Consider the following 18,886-nt stretch of genomic DNA (forward strand, 5'->3'; position numbering starts at 1 on the left):
ATTAAATAAGTATTAGCGATGTGTGGAATTCAACCAAACAACTATTGCTGGGACAGTAATTATTAAAAGTGCGGGTGGAATGATTGGTATCCATCCAGCATTGATAAATGTGAGGTAGCAAATACTAAAAAGTAACAAAAGTGCGATCGCTATTGTTACTCCTAAGTATAAAGGGCGACGAATACACAAAGCTAGTATCCCGGCTAAGAATGACCAGCCGATCATCCATAATGCTTCTAGCCAAGTAGGCCACCACCAGATTAAGGGTCTATTGTCTAAAACAGCACTGAAAATCTGGGCGATCGCTTGAGCCTGAATGAATATTCCTGGTATATTTTTCTGAGAACGAATGGCTGTAGCACTGTAAGGAGTTTTCCACTGATCAACTGTACTAGGGGCAGTTACACCTATAAGCACGACACGATTTTTAAGCGCATTAATTAATTCTGGGGTAACACGATTTTCCAGAATGTCTCTCAGAGATAATTGCTGGGCAATATCTTGAGGAGAACGCAAAGAACGATAATTAAGTAGGATCTGATAACCAGAGGCATCAATATTTTGATAACCACTACTGTGGCTTTTTAATTGTGGGAAAACTACTTGGCCTATCTGTAGTTGTCCATCACTAGTTACATTGGTATTAATTCCTTGATTAGCTAGATAGTGCAGTGCTGTTTGTAAGCTAAAGGCGTATTGTGCGGTGCAAGCAGAATTAGCTGGAGGTGTTAAATATAACAGATGGCGGCGAGCTACTTCGTCATTATCGGCCACAAAATCACTAAAACCTAAACGGGATTCAGGGACTTCTGGTGGTGGTGGAACAGCATTTGGGGCATCATCTTTGGGTGCTGCTACTTTGCAAGGAGCAAAAAAGCGTGCATCTGTGCGGAGATAATTTGCTAATTGGGGATAGTCAGAACTGACGGGGAAATCACGATAAATATCTAAGCCGATGGTTCTGGGTTGATATGGCTCTAATTTTTCGATCAGTTGCAGCAGTGCTTGATCAGATAAAGACCATCGAATCTGCATTCCTAGACTGTTTTGATATTGAATATCTGCTTCATCAATAGTCACAAGCAGTAGGCGCGGATCTGGCTTTTCGATGGGGCGTATTGCCATCAGGCGATCGAAACTGTGTAATTCCCAGGGTTGGAGGATACCAAAATATCTTACTCCTATGACGCAACAGGCGATCGCTACACTTACCGCCATCACTTTACACAGATTGTGCCAAATATTAGTTAAATTATTAACCGCTAAAATTTTACCACCGGACAAGGAGAGATTTTTTTTGCCTGCACTTAATTCACTAATTTGCAGTTCTTGGCTTTGGTTACTGTGGATTTGTTCTAAGACCAACTGCGGGTTGAGAAGACGCTCATCGGGTGCAGGAATCATCAGGTTATCAATGAAATTAGCTAAACCTGAAGAAATCTGGGGTGCTTGCTCTCGCCAAATTATCCGGTTTGTGTGCGGTTCCTTTGGCAAATCGTTAGGGTGTATGCCTGTTAATAAATTAACAAAAGTCCGTCCTAGAGCAAAATAATCTGATTGATAACTAGCTTGACCTTGAATTTGCTCTGGTGCTGTGTATCCCAAGGAATAGACTCTAGTGATATCACCGCCATCCAGCTTTTCTGCATAAGTCATGGTCACTTGTCTGGCTGCCCCAAAGTCAATGAACAGCAATTTACCATCAGGACGAATCATTATATTTGATGGCTTAATATCTCGGTGTAAAACTTTTTCTTGATGCAGTTCCACTAATAATTTAGTTAGTTGCATCAACCAATCAATGGCTAATTCTTCAGATAATATACCATTTTTATCTATCCAATGGGCTAGATTATCGCCTGGTATTTTCTCCATGACTAAGCAATACAATTGTTCATGTCTATCTTTAGGAGAAAAACAAAAACAAGTATCAATTTGAGGTACGCTTAAATGCCTCAAATGTCTGAGAATACTAGCCTCTTGCTCAAACATTTCAATTAATCGTCGCCGATTGCTAGTTAAAACTTTGAGAACTTTAGTTTTACCTAAATTATCTATTTCAAATATTTCTGTATGGTGGTTTTGATTTAATTCTCGTAATGGCTTAATCACCCGATAACGCTCGTTGATAACTAAGGTAGAGCCACAACTCTGGCAAAATTCTTGATCGTCAGGATTTTCCCGATTAAGACACCAGGGATTGATACAGTAGCTCATATTTCAACATTTTATATTTAGTGTGAGTATTAACAGGGAACATTATTATCGATAACTGATGTTACTCAAATCAGATTTGAGTTCTAAAAGCAGATTATTAACATTACTTTTGGCATAGCCCACAAACAAGGGAGTTTTTCCTTGCAAAAGGGAGAGAATTTTGGTGAGGTATGATTCAATTAAACTTTCATCTTTGAATATTTTATATAGTTGGTTTTTAATGGGTTTTAGAACTAAGCGGACTTGCATTTCTTGAATAACTGCATCTTTTTGTTTCTGCTGCACTAAAGATAGGATTCGCAAAACCTCTATTGTTTCAATTTTTTGGTGTCTGCTAAATTCCCGAATCTCTTGACAAACACGCTCACAAATTTGATTAATCACATATTGAGAGACTACAGGTTGCTGGAGTGAAAACAGAACATCTTCTTCCACCACATTTCTTTCAATCAGCGATCGCCGCAAAAGTGATTCTATCGCTTCCATTAATTCTGCTTGGGTTACGGGGGCTACAATATCTCCACGTAATTGCGATAGAGAAATTGGTTGACACTCAATTGCTAACCAGTAGAGGATTTCCTGCTCTAAATCTGATAGGTACTCAAACTGCTCGTCTAAAATATCGTTCAGTTCACCAAAAACTATTGTCTCTTGTTTCAAAAAGGCAGAAACTTTACCCCCAAACAATTCTTGAATAGTATTAGCAACAATTTTCAAAGCTAAAGGATTACCTCTATAAAGCTGAATCAAGTCATCCCAAGTATCTGGATCTAATAACTTTTTCTTTTGAAAGATTTCCTTGGCTGATGAGTCTAAACCTTGTAGAGATAAGGAACGCACCGGACAATTTTCTCCTGCCATCAAGGCAATTTCTTTGGGTTTCTCCCGCCCTATCCACATCACAGAACTACGATGATACTCTTGCCCTAATCTTTTTAAGAATTTACCGTAAATTTCAAAACCTTCTCGATAATGTCCAGCTGTATGACTACTTTGCTGAAGATTGGTGGTTGCATCTAAAATGACAAGACAACGATATTGACGGAGAAAATTAATAAATTCGGTAATTTGAGCATCAATATCTTGTGCAATTAGATAACTCTGCTGTGATTCTATAAGTCGGCTGATTTCCGTCAGCAATTGGCTCAGTAATGGATCTTGGCGTAAATCTCGCCAAATAATCAAATCAAATTCTGTTTGTATTTGTTGAACACATTTTGCGGCTAATGTTGTCTTGCCAACTCCCCCCATACCCACAACTGCTACTAGCCGACAATGTTGATTGACTAACCACTCTTTTAAGGTGGCAAGCTCTTGAGTGCGTCCATAGAAAACGCCGATTTCCGGTATTTCACCCCAATTTTCCGAGTTTTTTACGGGCGTTTCACTCAAAGATTCTCTGAATGCTGTCTGATTAATACTCGATGCAGACGAATATCGAATACTTTCTAATAGCTCTTCCCACAGGCGTTCCAGTATAAATCGGAAATTAGTTTTACTTATGTCCTCTCCCAAAACTTCTGATAATAATTTCCACAGCTTAGGAGCTGCCACTTGTTTGATGTAACCCAAACTGTAATCGCAAGTGTCTGCAATCTGTTCATAGGTTTTAGCTTGCCAAGCTCCTCTGAGGATTACAGATTCCACATCTTTTAGGTGTTGACCTGTATTAGTCAAAAGGATGTGATCTATGGTTTTTATGACTTCTTCCACATTCATTGAGACTTAAGAATATAAGCAAATACAAGATTTACAGATTAACTTTGATATTAACTTTGTTCAATAAGCCAGAGATTTTACTTCTATTACAATCCTAACATCTAAGCAAATCACCCACAATTAAGGTGGAATTGATCGCTATCAACCTAGATCATGTCATACAATTTCTAGATTACTCACATCTTGCAACAATAACAATTTATGTAATTTAATTATCTCAGTAAAAAGCTGAAATCCTTATTTTTAGATAAAAGCTCATATAAATAAAGTATAATTTTTGCGGTTATTTTTACTTTGTATAGGATTATACGTAAAGACGGAAGAGATGATCATATAAACTTTTGTAAAGTTTTATCAAGTGATAAACTAGGCTTAATCTTGGATTATTAACATGTTGGTTAACTTAGTTAATAAAAAATAAAGTTAATGACTTAAACTACGACTACTTACGTATAATATTGATCATAAGCTGTTACGCCCATAAATTGCACAATTTCATTTGTCGATCGAAGCTGTAAACTCTCTCTTCCGCCCCCTACACGCCGCCCCCTTGCGAATATTAATGTGCAATTAAAGTAAACCAGCATAACTTCAATACACTACCTGACAAGGTGACATTACAAGTCTAAATTTTCACCATCAATACTCAACGTCTGTTTTTAGTGAGTGTTTCTCTATTTTCGATCAGTCTATATAGTTTCAATGAGGTTGAAATATGGTTGCTACCATTTGCATGGCTGAGTCCAGTAATCCTCCATTAAGACTAAAATTACAACAAGAAGAACTACGCTTTACTCAGTTTTTGATGGAGCGTGTACCAGAGCCAATTTTCTGGATAGAGCCAATTGCAAAACCCAACGCCAAAGTTTTATACGTTAATCAAGCTGTTTGTCATTTAGTCGGTAGTTCCCGTGAACAGTTGGTATCTATGGGTATACAAGACCTGAACCTAGATTTTTTACTTAATGTTTGGGCGAATTTTTGTAAAACTGATAAACAGCAGCATCATACATCTTTTAATACTCAATACCAAAGAAAAGACGGTTATAACCTGTCATTAGAAATCACTGTTACTGCCATAGAATCGGAGGGCAAAAAATATAGTTATCTATTGATATGTCACATTAAGTCACAAACAGTTGCTTCAGGAACGTCACAACCTCAAGTATTCCAAAATATCTCTAGCCAGGAGGACAAACCAAAATATCCCTCATTAAAATTTCCTGGCAATACGCTATTAAATCAAGTATTTAACTTTATTGAGGGGAATTATCATCAACCGATTAGCTTGTGTGATGTAGCCACAGCAGTGGGTTACTGTCCGGCTTACTTAACTAACTTGGTACGTCGTCACACAGGAAAAACAGTTAATCATTGGATTGTTGAGCGCAGGATGTTAGCAGCACGTAATCTGCTTAAAGAAAGTGATTTGTCGGTAAGTCAGATTGCTGAAGCTGTAGGTTATCAACATGAAGGACATTTCTTCCGACAGTTTCGCCAGAATCATAAGACTACGCCCCAAGCTTGGAGGAAATCTCAGTTTATCTGCAATGGTACATCTTCAATGTTGCTGAATTAGGCAGATGATTTGAGTGCGAGCAAAAGGTATTATCTTTTTAAAGACTTTTATTCATCAACACCTGATTTTCCAAGATTTCTGGGCTTTATTTACCTAAATTTAACCTGAAGGTTTTTTTAACCATCATACAATCACAACAAAATAAAGTTTTTGAATTGCTCAACTTTCATCAAGTTTTAGCTTTTAGCATGACTCATAGTGGTTGGCATTGCCAGAAAAAACTCCCATTAATGATCTGTCTGTCTATCATTGAAATGATAATCATTTTTATGGCAGAACGTACTCTAGCCCAGAGTCAGATTGTGCCAGATGATACCTTGGGAACAGAAAAATCCCAAATCATCAACAACTTCAACGGAGTTGCACAAGAAGGAATCACGGGTGGAAGTGTGCGAGGGATGAACCTGTTTCACAGTTTCCGAGAATTTAACGTGGGGGAAGCAAGAACTGTGTATTTTGCAAATCCTACGGGAATCGAAAACATTTTTGCGAGAGTAACAGGGAGTAGTCGTTCGGAAATATTGGGCAAGTTGGGAGTACTAGGCAATGCCAACCTATTTTTGCTCAATCCCAATGGCATTATCTTTGGCAGAGGTGCAAGTTTAGATATTAGTGGTTCATTTGTTGCCACATCAGCTAATAGTATTAAATTTGGCGAACAAGGATTTTTCAGTGCGTCATCACCACAACCAGTCCCACTGTTGACAGTGAAACCATCAGCCTTATTTTTTAATCAAATTCATGCAGCATCAATCGAAAATAGTTCAATAGCAGCAGCAGGAGTGAATCAAGTAAATAATCCTGTATTGGGGTTGAGAGTAGCTGATGGAAATAGCTTGCTGTTAGTGGGGGGAAATGTGCTGAATACAGGGCGATTAAATGCCTTGGGTGGACGGGTGGAGTTAGCTAGTGTAGCCAGTGTTGGGGAAGTCGGGTTAAGTATTGATGGTAAAAATCTGGCTTTGACATTGCCACAAGAACTGGTACGGGGTGATATCTCACTGAGGAATGGGGCTATTGTGAATGTAGCAGGTGATGGTGGTGGTGCGATCGCTCTGAGTGGTAGAAATATTGATATAAGTGAAGGCAGTTCTCTGAATGCAGGTATGACCACAAATTTAGGAACACCAGTAATAAGAGCAGGAGATATTACTTTAAACGCCACACAAGCCATATCGTTGAGTCAATCTAGTCGTATAATCAACCAAGTCGGTGTGAATGCGACAGGGAATAGTGGCAATATTAATATTCAGGCAGATTCAGTCAATTTAACTAATGGCAGTGATTTAATTACCTCTACCTTTGGAGAAGGAAGTTCTGGCGGCATTTTTATAGATGTCAAAGGTGCTGTTACCCTCGATGGTGAAGACAAAAATGGCGATCCCAGTAGAATTGTATCTCAAGTAAGAGAGTCAGCAATTGGAAATAGTGGCGATATTCAGATCACAGCAGACTCACTCAATCTGACGGGTGGTGGTTTGTTGACTAGTAGTACCTTCGGTAAGGGGAATGCTGGCAGAATTACTATAGATGTCAGAGGTGCTGTTAACCTGGATGGTGAAACTACAAATGGTACTGCTAGTAAAATTATATCTCAAGTAGTTAGCTCGGCAATTGGCAACGGTGGCAATATTGAGATCACAGCAGACTCCCTAAATCTTTCAAATGGCGCTTTTGTGAGTAATAGCACCTTTGGAATGGGGAATGGTGGTAGCATTACCATCGATGTGAAAGGTGCTGTTAACCTAGATGGTGAAAGCAATGATGGTATTCCTAGTGCAATTGTTAGTAACGCAGAAGAAACAGCAATTGGCAATGGTGGGGATATTAAGATTACAGCAGACTCCCTAACTCTCTTAAATGGCACTTTGTTTAGTAATAGTACCTTTGGAGTGGGAAATGGTGGTAGCATTACTATCGATGTGAAAGGTAGTGTTAAACTTGATGGTGAAAGCACCAATGGCGATCCTAGCGTAATTGGCTCTCAGGTAGGATGGTCGGCAATTGGAGATGGTGGAGATATTAAGATCACAGCAGATTCCCTAACTCTCTCCCAAGGAACTGCTTTAAGTAATGTTGCCTTTGGAAATGGGAATGCTGGTAGCATTTTTATAGATGTGAAAGGTGCTGTTAACCTGGATGGTGAAAGCCGAAACGGTATTATTAATACTACAATTATTACTCAAGTACAAGAGACAGCGATTGGAGATGGTGGAGATATTAAAATCAAAGCAGGCTCCCTGAATCTATTCAATGGTAGTTTTTTGAGTACCAATACTTTTGGAAAGGGGAATGCCGGAAACATTGTTATAGATGTGAAAGATGCCGTTAACCTTGATGGTAAAGGCACAAATGGCTTTTCTAGTGAAATCACCTCTAAAGCAGAAAACACAGCAATTGGAGATGGTGGCAATATTGATCTAAAAGCACATTCACTAAATTTAAACCAGGGAGCTAACCTGAGTGCGAGTACATTAGGGCAAGGAAAAGGTGGAAATATTCAAATAGAGACATCTGAGGTTGTCAATTTGAGTAATGATGCCGAAATTTCTGTGAATAGCCGAAGCCAAAGTGATGCAGGTGATTTGAGCATCAAAACTAACTCTCTGACTCTGCAAGGGCGATCGCGGTTATTGGCAGATACATTCAGCAGCGAAGGTGGTAATATTCAATTGCAGATAGGAGACTTACTGCTGCTCAGAGACAATAGCAGCATTTCCACCACCGCCGGACTGCAAGAAACAGGCGGTAATGGCGGCAATATTGACATTAACACCAAATTTTTAGTCGCTGTTCCCAATGAAAATAGCGATATTACCGCCAATGCTTTTTCAGGTAAAGGTGGCTTGATTCGGATTAATGCACAGGGAATTTTTGGCATCGAAACAAGTGAAACCCTAACTAAGCGCAGCGATATCACTGCCTTTTCCCAACAAAACCCCCTACTCAACGGTGAAATTATTATTAATACTCCAAATGCAGATATCAGCAATGAGTTAGCGGCTTTACCCACAAATGTGGTCGATGTTAGCAGGCTGATTGCTCAAGGGTGTGCAGCATCAACCGTGGCTAACAGTCAATCCCCAAGCCAATTTATCATTACAGGACGAGGAGGTATACCACCACAACCTAATCATGCTTTACGTGTTCCCGCGATCGCTGTTTCTGAAAATACTCTCACCACTAACACACCAAACAAACACTTAAATATTACTCCCATTTTTGAAGCCAATAGTTGGACTTTTGATCACCAAGGACAAGTGACGTTGAGTTTCAGTCCCACTGCTCACACTTCTACTTGGAGAATAAATGGTGGTAAATGTCAAAATAATTCCTAGAAGATGCAGCCAGCTTTATTTCTAATTTTATTAATCATCTTTATTAAAAAATATGGCGATTGAGTAATGAAATCAACCTTGGTTTTTTTAGGTTCAGTAAATGGTTTGCTGCTGATCTTAGAAACAATGCTTTTCTGGTCTAGCTGCGTTAAAGCACAGGTTGTTTCTGATGGTACACTCAATACAACTGTCAATTCTGCCAATGCTCAAAATTTCATCATTGAAAACGGCACTGTGGTAAATAACAATTTATTCCACAGTTTTAGTCAGTTTTCCATTCCTACAGGTGGATCTGCTACCTTTGATTTAGGAAATACACCCAATATATCAACAATTTTCAGTCGTGTGACTGGCGGTAGTATTTCTCATATCGATGGCTTGATTCAGAGCATCAATCACCAAAATCCCGTCAATTTATTCTTAATAAATCCTAGTGGCATTATTTTCGGAGGTAATGCACAGATTAATATTAATGGTTCCTTTATCGCTTCGACAGCATCGAGTATAAAATTCGCCGATGGTTCGCAATTTAGTACCAAAGAACCTACCGAGCCTCTGCTAACAGTTAGTATACCAATTGGACTACAAATTGGAGCTAATTCAGGTGCGATTCAAGTGCAAGGTTCGGGTCACAATATCACCAGAGTTGGTTTATCTTTACTCAATAGACGAGCAGCGAAACATACAGGTTTACAAGTTGCTCCTGGTCGGACTTTAGCTTTAGTAGCAGGAAACATCAGCCTTGATGGCGGTTTACTCATTGCTGACTCTGGTCAAATTGATTTAACAGCTTTGAGTAATGGTGAATGGATTCTGGGACAAGGGAATAAATTCTCAACCGTTAATACAACACCTAATACCCAATTTGGAAATATTCACCTGCAATCTGCGGCACTAGTAGATGTTAGTGGAATGAAGTCAGGTACAGTTCAGTTAAGGGGTAGAAACATCACTTTACAAGATGGCTCAATGATTGTGGGACAATCCCTGGGTGAACAAATCAGTGGGGATATACAAGTCATTGGAACTCAGTCATTAGTGATCAGTGGTACAAATCCAGCAGTTTCCAGTCGGATTGCTACTCAATCATTAGGTAATGGCAGAGGAGGGAATATTAACATTTCTGTACCTCGTTTGTTACTACATGATGGAGGTACGATTGTTGCCCAAACCTTTAGTGCAGCAGACAGTGGGGATATTAATATTCAAGCTAATGATTTTATTGGTATGAGGGGCAGTTCTGCTGTTGATGCTACTGATTTGAGTGCAATTACAACGGCAACCTTTAACACTGGCTCATCAGGAAAATTGACAGTATCAACTAATATTTTAGAAATTCGAGATGGCGCACAGATTACAAATTCCACATTAGGTAAAGGAAATGCCAGTCATCTGATTATCAATGCCAATAAATTAATTAATATTCAGGGTAATTCTAATGCGGCAATTTCTAATAGTGCAATTGTTTCCAACTCTTTTGGAGAAGGTAACGGAGGACAAATTCTTGTTAATACCCCTATCCTTCAACTCAAAAACGGCGGTGCAATTCTCTCTAGTGGATATTCTAGCGGTAATGCAGGTGACATCACAATTAATGCCAAAGAATCTGTTGAAATTATTAATTCCAGTACTTTCGATTTTAGTCCTGTCGGTACAACATTTCTCAATAGTCGAATTAGCTCTGATATTGTGACTCCGCCTGATTTTCTACAAGCTATTTTAGGACTGCCACCAATTGCCACAGGTAATTCTGGCTCAATTGTAATTAATACTCATCAGATAACATTAACTAATGGTGCTAGTGTGTCTGTTGCTAATACTGCTCCGAGAAAAAATGGACAGGCGAATGTAGGGGATTTAAAAATTACAACTAATTATCTGACTCTGCAAGGGCGATCGCGGTTATTGGCTGATACATTCAGCAGCGAAGGTGGTAATATTCAATTGCAGATAGGAGATTTACTGCTGCTCAGAGACAATAGCAGCATTTCCACCACCGCCGGACTGCAAGAAACAGGCGGTAATGGCGGCAATATTGACATTAACACCAAATTTTTAGTCGCTGTTCCCGATGAAAATAGCGATATTACTGCCAATGCTTTTTCAGGTAAAGGTGGCTTGATTCGGATTAATGCACAGGGAATTTTTGGCATCGAAACAAGTGAAACATTAACTAAGCGCAGCGATATCACTGCCTTTTCCCAACAAAACCCCCTACTCAACGGTGAAATTATTATTAATACTCCAAATGCAGATATCAGCAATGAGTTAGCGGCTTTACCCACAAATGTGGTCGATGTTAGCAGGCTGATTACTCAAGGGTGTGCAGCATCAACCGTGGCTAGTAGGCAATCCCAAAGCCAATTTATCATTACAGGACGAGGAGGTATACCACCACAACCTAATCATGCTTTACGTGTTCCTGCGATCGCTGTTTCTGAAAATACTCTCACCACTACCACACCAAACAAACACTTAAATATTACTCCCATTTTTGAAGCCAATAGTTGGACTTTTGATCACCAAGGACAAGTGACGTTGAACTTTATCCCCAAGCCGCATATTGCTAATAAATGCTATGGTTCTGAGAAAAACTAATTGGCGCTACAGATTTTCCCAGCGACTAAAAATAGTTATCTTTTTTTTGTTAGGGATAATTTTATTTATCAATGTTTCAGGTCTATTATCTGATCTGGCAATTGCAACAACACCTGCAATCAACGCGGAAAAATTAGAATTTGAAGGAAAAGTCCTTTACGAAGCTGGACAATTTGACGCAGCAGCAAACGTTTGGCAGCAGGCGGCTCATATTTACCAAAAAGCAGGTAATGAAGAAGGTAAACTGCGAAATTTAATTAATGTTGCCGAAGCTCTGCAAGCTAACGGGATGGATCTCAAAGCCTGCAATCAAATATTACAAGCTTTTGACATTAACCAGCCTGATTGCCGGAAATTAGCCCAAGAGCGTAACAGTTCACAAAGCAATTCATGGTTGTCAACCCTTGCATCGAGAAAAAATTCTCTGAGTACAGCCAATGGTTTGAAGAGTTTAGGCGATGTGTTGCAAAAACTCAATCGCCCAGATTTGTCAATCAAAGTATTAAACATCAGTTTACAAGTTGCTCAAAATTTATCATCACCAACGTTAGAAAGTTCAGCCTTGTTGAGTTTAGGCAATGCTCAACGAACTTTAGGAGAAAGAACACAAATTCAAAGAGGCAGAATTAATCAACAAAACTCTAGTCCTTTAAGTTGTGAAGAGCAAGCTAAGGATGAGGCTGAAATTTTATTTTATCAGCAAGCTAATTCGCTATATCAAAAAGCCGCAGCTAAATCCATATCTAGCCAAATTTGGACGCAAGCACAACTCAATTATCTGAGTCTGCTGCTAAAAATTAATCAGCTAACAATAGCACAAAATTTAGTTCCACAAATTGAGTCACAGCTAGAGGAATTACCTATTGAGCAAGCTACAGTTTTTAACCACATTAATTTTGCTCAAAGTTTAATTTGTTTTAATCAATTCTCCCCTATCAAAACTGTTGATGTGAAAGATATTGCTCAACAGTTGATCATAGCTTGGCGACAAGCAAAAAGCCTGGGTAATCAGCGTGCTGAATCTTATGCTATTGGCTATCTGGCTTGGCTTTATGAACAGAACCAGCAATACTCAGAAGCTTTAGCCCTGACGCAAAAAGCACTTATACAAGCGCAAACAATTTCGGCTAATGATATGTCCTATCAGTGGCAATGGCAACTCGGATATATTCTCAGAGAGCAGGGGAATATTCAAGAGGCGATCGCTGCTTATAATGCAGCTATTGAGACATTAAAATCTCTGCGGCTTGATCTGGCTGCTATCAACTCTCAGTTACAGTTTTCTTTTCGGGAAAAAGTTGAGCCAGTGTATCGTCAACTGGTTAATTTACTCTTATTAAATCAAGAGGCTTCTGAGTTAAACGCAAATAATAATCTCAAGCAAGCCCGAAATACAATAGAGTCATTACAGTTAGCCGAAATAGAAAACTTTTTGCAAGAGCCTTGTTTAAAACCTCGAATTGAAATTGATCAAATTATCGAAAAAAGCGATACCAAAGCAGCCGTTATTTATCCTATTATTCTAGAAAATAAATTAGCGATTATTTTAAAATTTCCCCAACAACAAGAACTGCGATATTATGCAACTTCCATATCCAAGGAAAATGTAGAAACAACTCTCAATAATTTACAAAAATATTTGCCTAATGTAACTAAAGCGTTTCAAGTAAAAATTTTATCTCAACAAGTTTATGATTGGTTAATTCGTCCTCTAGAAGCCGATTTAAAATCTAACAGCATAGAAACTTTGGTCTTTGTCTTAGATGGTAATCTGCGTAGTATTCCTATGTCAGTTTTATATGATAAAGAACAACAAAAATATCTAATCGAAAAGTATGCGATCGCCATAGCACCTACTCTACAACTTTTTGAGGCTAAACCTCTACGCAATTCGTCAATGAAAGTCTTAGCAGCAGGAGTTAGCGAAAAACGCTCTATTGCAGGTCAAGAATTTTCTCCTCTAACTAATGTTAAGAAAGAATTAGAGAATATCCAGACAAAAATACCCCAAAGTGAAAGTCTTCTCAATAATAAGTTTACGAGAATCAACATAGAAAACAAACTGCGATCATCAGATTTTTCTGTAGTTCATCTAGCCACCCACAGTCAATTTAGTTCTAACCCTGATCAAACCTTTATTCTCACTTGGGATAAACTACTCAAGATAGAAGATTTAGTTGACCTACTGCAACCAAGTAGTTTCAATGGCTCTAATTCTATTGAGTTGCTAGTTTTAAGCTCCTGCGAAACTGCTACAGGCGATCGCCAAGCAACGTTAGGATTAGCTGGAATCACCGTTAAAATAGGAGCAGAAAGCACTTTAGCAAGTCTATGGTCAATCGATGATTTTTCTACTAGTGAAATCATGAATTATTTTTATCAAGAATTAAAGAAAGGAACAAGCAGAGCTAAAGCACTCCAGCAGGCTCAATTAGCTTTATTAAAAAAAGAGAATCGTCCTTATTTTTGGTCAGGTTTTGTCTTAGTAGGCAATTGGCTTTAATATCAACAGGATTTACGTACACAGATTGTCTGTGGAGATTGGGTGTATGGGTGAAAGGGTATGGGGTGTAAGCTCAATTGATAGAGAAAGGAATAGGTCAATGTTTACCCTCAAATTCACTATAAAACAATACGGTTCAGTTAACGTTGTCAGCTTATCGATTTCAGAAGAACCAAGACTTGGGGGATTCTCCCCCAAACCCCCGATTGGGAGACGGTTGCGTCCCCCAAACCCCCTCCAAAAAATAGTTCTGTTTTATGTGTAGCAGTTAATTTATTTTCTTAACTGAACCGTATTGCACTATAAAATCTTTATGCGGTAGAACAAACAATGCCTTATTACTTTAACTCAACTTTGCCACAAGCTCATTTTCTAACAAGGTGTCATTCGTCAACAAATCCTCAACGGTGATGCGTAAAAACCGTTGTTCATCAACTTGAAAGAGGATTTTTACTCGATCGCTCCCCGGATACCCTGGCGGTGTGAGTTGAGCAATGGTTCTTGCGCCTGCGCTATCATTCAACGGTTTGACGGTGGTTTCACCGCTATCGAGACGGCGGGTAATTAAGCGATCGCCATCAAAATAAACTTCGGTGTTGCCTGTGTCTGCGCCTAATTCCCCAATAATTAACTCAATGCTGGGTTGATTCTCCACAGATGCGCCTAAAAATAACTCTACAGCTTGATTCATCGGGTAAGCTTGCCCTGATTTAATAATCGGATGCCAACTGTGGCGTTGGTTACGTCGATCCCAATAACGAATCCCGTAACTGTGGTAGAGAAAGTCTTTGATTTCCACGCCTTGAGATAACTGTAATGCACCTTGGGCGATCGCTTCAAACGGACGTTCACAGCGAATTTTTTCTGGCGCAAAATACTGTTTTACCCATGTCTGCACTGCTGGTAGTTGCACTGTTCCCCCAACTAACAACACAGCATTAATATCTGCAAGTTCAATTCCCTGGCGGCGTGCTTGTTGCAACAGATTTGTCATTGACTCATCTAGTCGCTCAAAAAATCCCTGTTCTTTGAGGATATTATCTAAATTATCCCTGTCTAAATTTAATTCGTAACTTTCAAATGTTTCATCATCAAAATAAACTTCACTAGCTTGGTTTTGAGTTGATAGCTGAATCTTGACTTTTTCGGCTAATCTCGTTGTTAATGGACTCACCGCCAAATCTTGAGTTTTGGCAAAGTAATCAACTAACCAATTATCAATATCTGTTCCACCTAAATTTTGTCCAGCTTTTGCCAACACACGCGCCATTTTGACTTTTTGCTTGGAATCTTCTGCTAACGATTTGTTCCCCCACTTCAGCAAAAATCCGATGGGTTTAGTATTACCTTGTGCGCCTTTATCTAACTTAACTAAAGATAAATCTAAAGTACCGCCACCAAAGTCAATCACCAAAAGATTTTCTTGATCAGCCAAACCATAACCCAAGGCGGCGGCTGTGGGTTCATCCAACATCCGCACCTGTTCGACTGGGAGGCTTTGACAAACTTGACCTAACCAGTGGCGGTAGGCTTCAAAACTATCGACGGGGACGGTTAATATCAGAGAGTCTAAGCCACCTTCTAAGGGTGCTAGTTTTTCAATTACTTGATTGAGAAACCATTGTCCAACTTGCTCAAAGGTGACTGCTTGTCCGTCTAATTCCGGTAAAAAGCCTTGAATTTCTGCGCCGATACCGCGCTTAAAACTACGGAAAAATCGAGATTCGCCTTTGAGATCCAAACCGCGATCGCGTACTTGCTGCCCTACTAAAACTTTACTCTGGGCTGCGTCTTCCACATATACCAAGCTGGGAATGAGTGGAGGATTGAGACTTTGTTGAATTGATAAACCAGGTAAACTCAAAGTCTCCGCCTGTTGGGTGACGGGATTCCAACGGGCAATGACTGTGTTGTTAGTACCAAAATCGATTGCGATCGCCATAGTCTCTTAATTATTCCATGCCAAGGCAAGGTAGGGCAAAATTTTCTCAACAAAAATATTATTGTCCCACAAGCCACCAACTACGCAAATGGGCGATCGCTTCTTCTTTGCGTTTGGCTTCCACTTCTATCCACGGTACTTGATAATAAATATCAGGCATAGCATGAATAAAATCACTGTGTTTTCTATCCTTAAAGGCTGTTTCACCGTTGGAAATATGAACTAATTGCCAATCTGGATTTGTCCAAGTTTCCCTAGCCGCCTCAAGCATAGTAGCCACACTCGGCTCATTGTAGCTGTCTAAATTTTCGTGGCAAATATGGTGATGCGCGTCAAACACCAAGGGAATTTTCGCGGCTTGGCACACTGCTAAAATTTCACTGGCACTATAGGCGTATTCGTCGTTTTCTAAAGTTAAGCGACTTTTAATCGCTTCTGGTAATTCTGAAATCACTTGTATCAACTTTTCGGCGCGTTGCGATTTACCGCCATGAATGTTCATCAACGACCAAGGCGAACGAGGTAAACCCAGTAAATCTAAGTCCCGCGCGTGTCTGGCTAAGATATTAATACTGGTTTGTATAATTTCTGGTGAATCGGAACTCAGCACCACAAATTGATCAGGATGTAATACCATTCTGATACCAAGGGCGACTGCACGTTGACCAATTTTGCCCAACTCATCAGCCATTTCTTCTAAGAGATTTTCGCCAATTTTGTCTTCTAAATCATTCATCGGAAATAAATTAGAAGTCATACGATAAAGGCGAATTTCATTCTGTTCACAAAAAGTCAAAGCATCATGCAATCGCTGTAAGTTATGTTGATAAAGCTCTCGCAAGATACTTTCTCGTTCTTTTAGGGATAGTTTTAAATAGCGTGTGCGTGTGATTGTTTTAAAGCGGACTTTTTGAGAAATTGTAATACAAACTAAGCCTAAGTTTGGCAGAATAGTTTGAGGCGATCGCTGTTGATTCGCTAGATTTTGAAATTCAATGGTGGTCATGTTCGCCAATGCTAGTCTTACCTACTTCTTGATTGAACTCATTTCTGGTCTCTGTGTTCAGTCTCTCTAGGATGAATTTTCCAGATATTGAACTAACTTCAAAAGCAAAAATTCATCCCAACGTTAACTTATCAACTGTGTTGTTGGGATGAATTGCGATCGCCACGAAAATCAGAATATCAGGCAATATAAACGGCTTACCTATCACCTGCTATACTTTAGTGCGATCGGTCAAAATTTCATAACCAGTTTCCGTCACCAACACCGTATGCTCAAACTGTGCCGATAGAGAATTATCTACCGTTACCGCAGTCCAACGGTCAGCTAATGTGCGTGTATGTTTAGAACCTGCATTTAAAATTGGTTCAATTGCCAAAGTCATTCCCGCACGCAATTTTACATTTGGCATTTCTCTGGTGCGGAAGTTAAATACTGATGGTTCTTCGTGCAAATTCCGACCAACACCATGTCCAGTGAATTCTTCTACCACACTGTAACCATTGGCTTTTACATGGTCTTCTATAGCTCCAGCTAAGTCAAGCAGATATGCACCTGCTTTCACTTGTTCTATACCTTTGTATAAAGCTTCCTCAGCTACACGAATCAGTCTAGCGGCTTCTGGAGTGACTTCCTCCACAGCAATTGTAATGCAAGAATCGCCGTGAAAACCTTGGTAATAAGCACCCGTATCTACTTTTAATACATCCCCAGTACGAATAACTTTTTTAGGACTAGGAATACCATGTACTACTTCATTGTTGATACTGGCACAAATAGAGCCTTTAAAACCGTGGTATCCTTTGAAACTCGGTGTTGCGTCCATTTCCCGGATGCGTTTTTCCGCGTAAGCATCCAAGTCGGCTGTTGTCATTCCTGGTTTGACCAATTCAGAAATTTCTTTCAACACCGTTGCGACAATTTTCGCAGATTGCCGCATAATTTCCACTTCACGCGGCGATTTGATTTCAATTCCCCGACGCTGTTTTGGTGACGGTGTGACTTTAACTGGTTGAGAAAGCAAGTTGCTAAATATGTTCATGTGCTGATAATAATTGCTGATGCTTTGTCGCTACGGATTCCGTGCTTTTTATAGAATAATTGAGAAACTATATCTATATTTAAGTTATAGCAGGTAATAGGTTTGAAAGTTTGTTAGTGTCTGTGCTTGGGGGATTAGAGGTAGCCAGAAAAATCATTAACCGCAGATAAACGCGGATAAATTTTAAGACAAAACAACTAATTTGCCAAAAGTAATCAGGACTTACGCAGAATCATGAAAAAACGAACCGCAAAGGGCGCAAAGGACACGAAGTTAAGAGGATTCGAGAGTGTTTTTGCGTAAGTACTAGTAATTATGAATTACTGATGATGATTTCTCCAGTCATTCCCGCTTCTGTGTGTCCTGGGATAGTACAGCGTAAGTTATATTTGCCGCTTTTTAAAGGGACAAAAACCCATTCAGCCTCAGCACTAGGTTTTAGTTCTAGTTCGTGAATAGCCCCTTTAATTTCTACTTTTCCCGCTTCTACTTTTTGCGTCCAAATACCATCAGCAAAATCTTTAGCAGTGAAATAATGCTTTAATTGGCTGGGATTTTTGAGTTGCAGTAGATAGCGTTTACCTGCAATAAACTCGAAATGATTGGGTTCAAATTTGAGTTCATTAGCCGCATTACCCAAGCTAACTGTAATTTCTGTAGCTGGTTGCTTGAGCAAATCACTAGGAAGATTTGCTGCAATAGCTGATGGCGTAAAATTAACAAAACTCAGGCTAAGTAACAAATAGAATTGAAGTATGAAGTATAAACTCTGAAGTCTGATTGTTGTTACTAAAAATTTTTTCATTAGTTTTTTGACCCCTGTATAAAATTATCAATTACTCTCATCTAGCCTCTACACCCTAGTACAGGTTGGGCTTTTGGTATGAATATTCTTTCTTTTTACTTTTGCCTTTTTACTTTTGCCTTGTTGTACTAGCCTCTCAA

At 39.3% G+C, this 18,886-nt stretch carries 10 protein-coding genes; 4 read left to right on the top strand and 6 right to left on the bottom strand.

The genetic code is table 11. The annotated features are described in order from the left end of the window. Positions 1 to 12: 12 nt before the first annotated feature. Entirely contained in the window at positions 13 to 2,217 is a 2,205-nt protein-coding gene (locus tag H6G28_RS14045; protein WP_190671474.1) for a CHASE2 domain-containing protein, read from the bottom strand. Between the two features lie 45 nt (positions 2,218 to 2,262). After that, entirely contained in the window at positions 2,263 to 3,936 is a 1,674-nt protein-coding gene (locus H6G28_RS14050) for a helix-turn-helix domain-containing protein (RefSeq protein WP_190593115.1), read from the bottom strand. A 715-nt stretch (positions 3,937 to 4,651) separates the two neighbouring features. On the opposite strand from H6G28_RS14050, the gene H6G28_RS14055 reads away from it, so the two are divergent. The 4 genes from H6G28_RS14055 (at position 4,652) to H6G28_RS14070 (ending at position 13,954) form a co-directional block, all read left to right on the top strand. Beyond that, positions 4,652 to 5,515, top strand: a complete 864-nt coding sequence (locus H6G28_RS14055) for a helix-turn-helix domain-containing protein (protein ID WP_190593114.1) — start codon at positions 4,652 to 4,654, stop codon at positions 5,513 to 5,515. 269 nt (positions 5,516 to 5,784) lie between these two features. Further along, positions 5,785 to 8,853, top strand: a complete 3,069-nt coding sequence (locus H6G28_RS14060) for a two-partner secretion domain-containing protein (RefSeq protein ID WP_242054578.1) — start codon at positions 5,785 to 5,787, stop codon at positions 8,851 to 8,853. Positions 8,854 to 8,919: 66 nt separating this feature from the next. After that, positions 8,920 to 11,451 (top strand): two-partner secretion domain-containing protein, encoded by a 2,532-nt coding sequence (locus H6G28_RS14065; RefSeq protein ID WP_190671478.1) that lies wholly within the window; start codon positions 8,920 to 8,922, stop codon positions 11,449 to 11,451. After that, positions 11,432 to 13,954 carry a CHAT domain-containing protein gene (locus tag H6G28_RS14070; RefSeq protein WP_190671480.1) on the top strand — a complete coding sequence of 841 codons (2,523 nt, stop codon included), beginning with the start codon at positions 11,432 to 11,434 and terminating at the stop codon, positions 13,952 to 13,954. The genes H6G28_RS14065 and H6G28_RS14070 overlap by 20 nt, the downstream gene beginning before the upstream one ends. A 343-nt stretch (positions 13,955 to 14,297) precedes the next feature. Here H6G28_RS14070 and H6G28_RS14075 read toward each other — a convergent pair whose 3' ends face one another. The 4 genes from H6G28_RS14075 to H6G28_RS14090 form a co-directional block, all read right to left on the bottom strand. Next, positions 14,298 to 15,896, bottom strand: coding sequence for an Hsp70 family protein (locus H6G28_RS14075; protein ID WP_190671482.1), 1,599 nt, complete (start codon positions 15,894 to 15,896; stop codon positions 14,298 to 14,300). Positions 15,897 to 15,954: 58 nt separating this feature from the next. Further along, positions 15,955 to 16,902 (bottom strand): UV DNA damage repair endonuclease UvsE, encoded by a 948-nt coding sequence (gene uvsE, locus H6G28_RS14080; RefSeq protein ID WP_190671483.1) that lies wholly within the window; start codon positions 16,900 to 16,902, stop codon positions 15,955 to 15,957. Positions 16,903 to 17,113: 211 nt separating this feature from the next. Continuing rightward, the gene (map, locus tag H6G28_RS14085) at positions 17,114 to 17,941 is read right to left on the bottom strand and encodes a type I methionyl aminopeptidase (RefSeq protein WP_190593962.1); all 828 of its coding nucleotides are present in this window, start codon (positions 17,939 to 17,941) and stop codon (positions 17,114 to 17,116) included. 313 nt (positions 17,942 to 18,254) lie between these two features. Then, a complete protein-coding gene (locus H6G28_RS14090) occupies positions 18,255 to 18,746 on the bottom strand; it encodes a plastocyanin/azurin family copper-binding protein (protein ID WP_190593964.1) in 492 nt (163 codons plus the stop codon). Between the last annotated feature and the right edge of the window lie 140 nt (positions 18,747 to 18,886).

Source organism: Nostoc sp. FACHB-190, from assembly GCF_014696905.1.
Lineage (GTDB): Bacteria > Cyanobacteriota > Cyanobacteriia > Cyanobacteriales > Nostocaceae > Nostoc_B.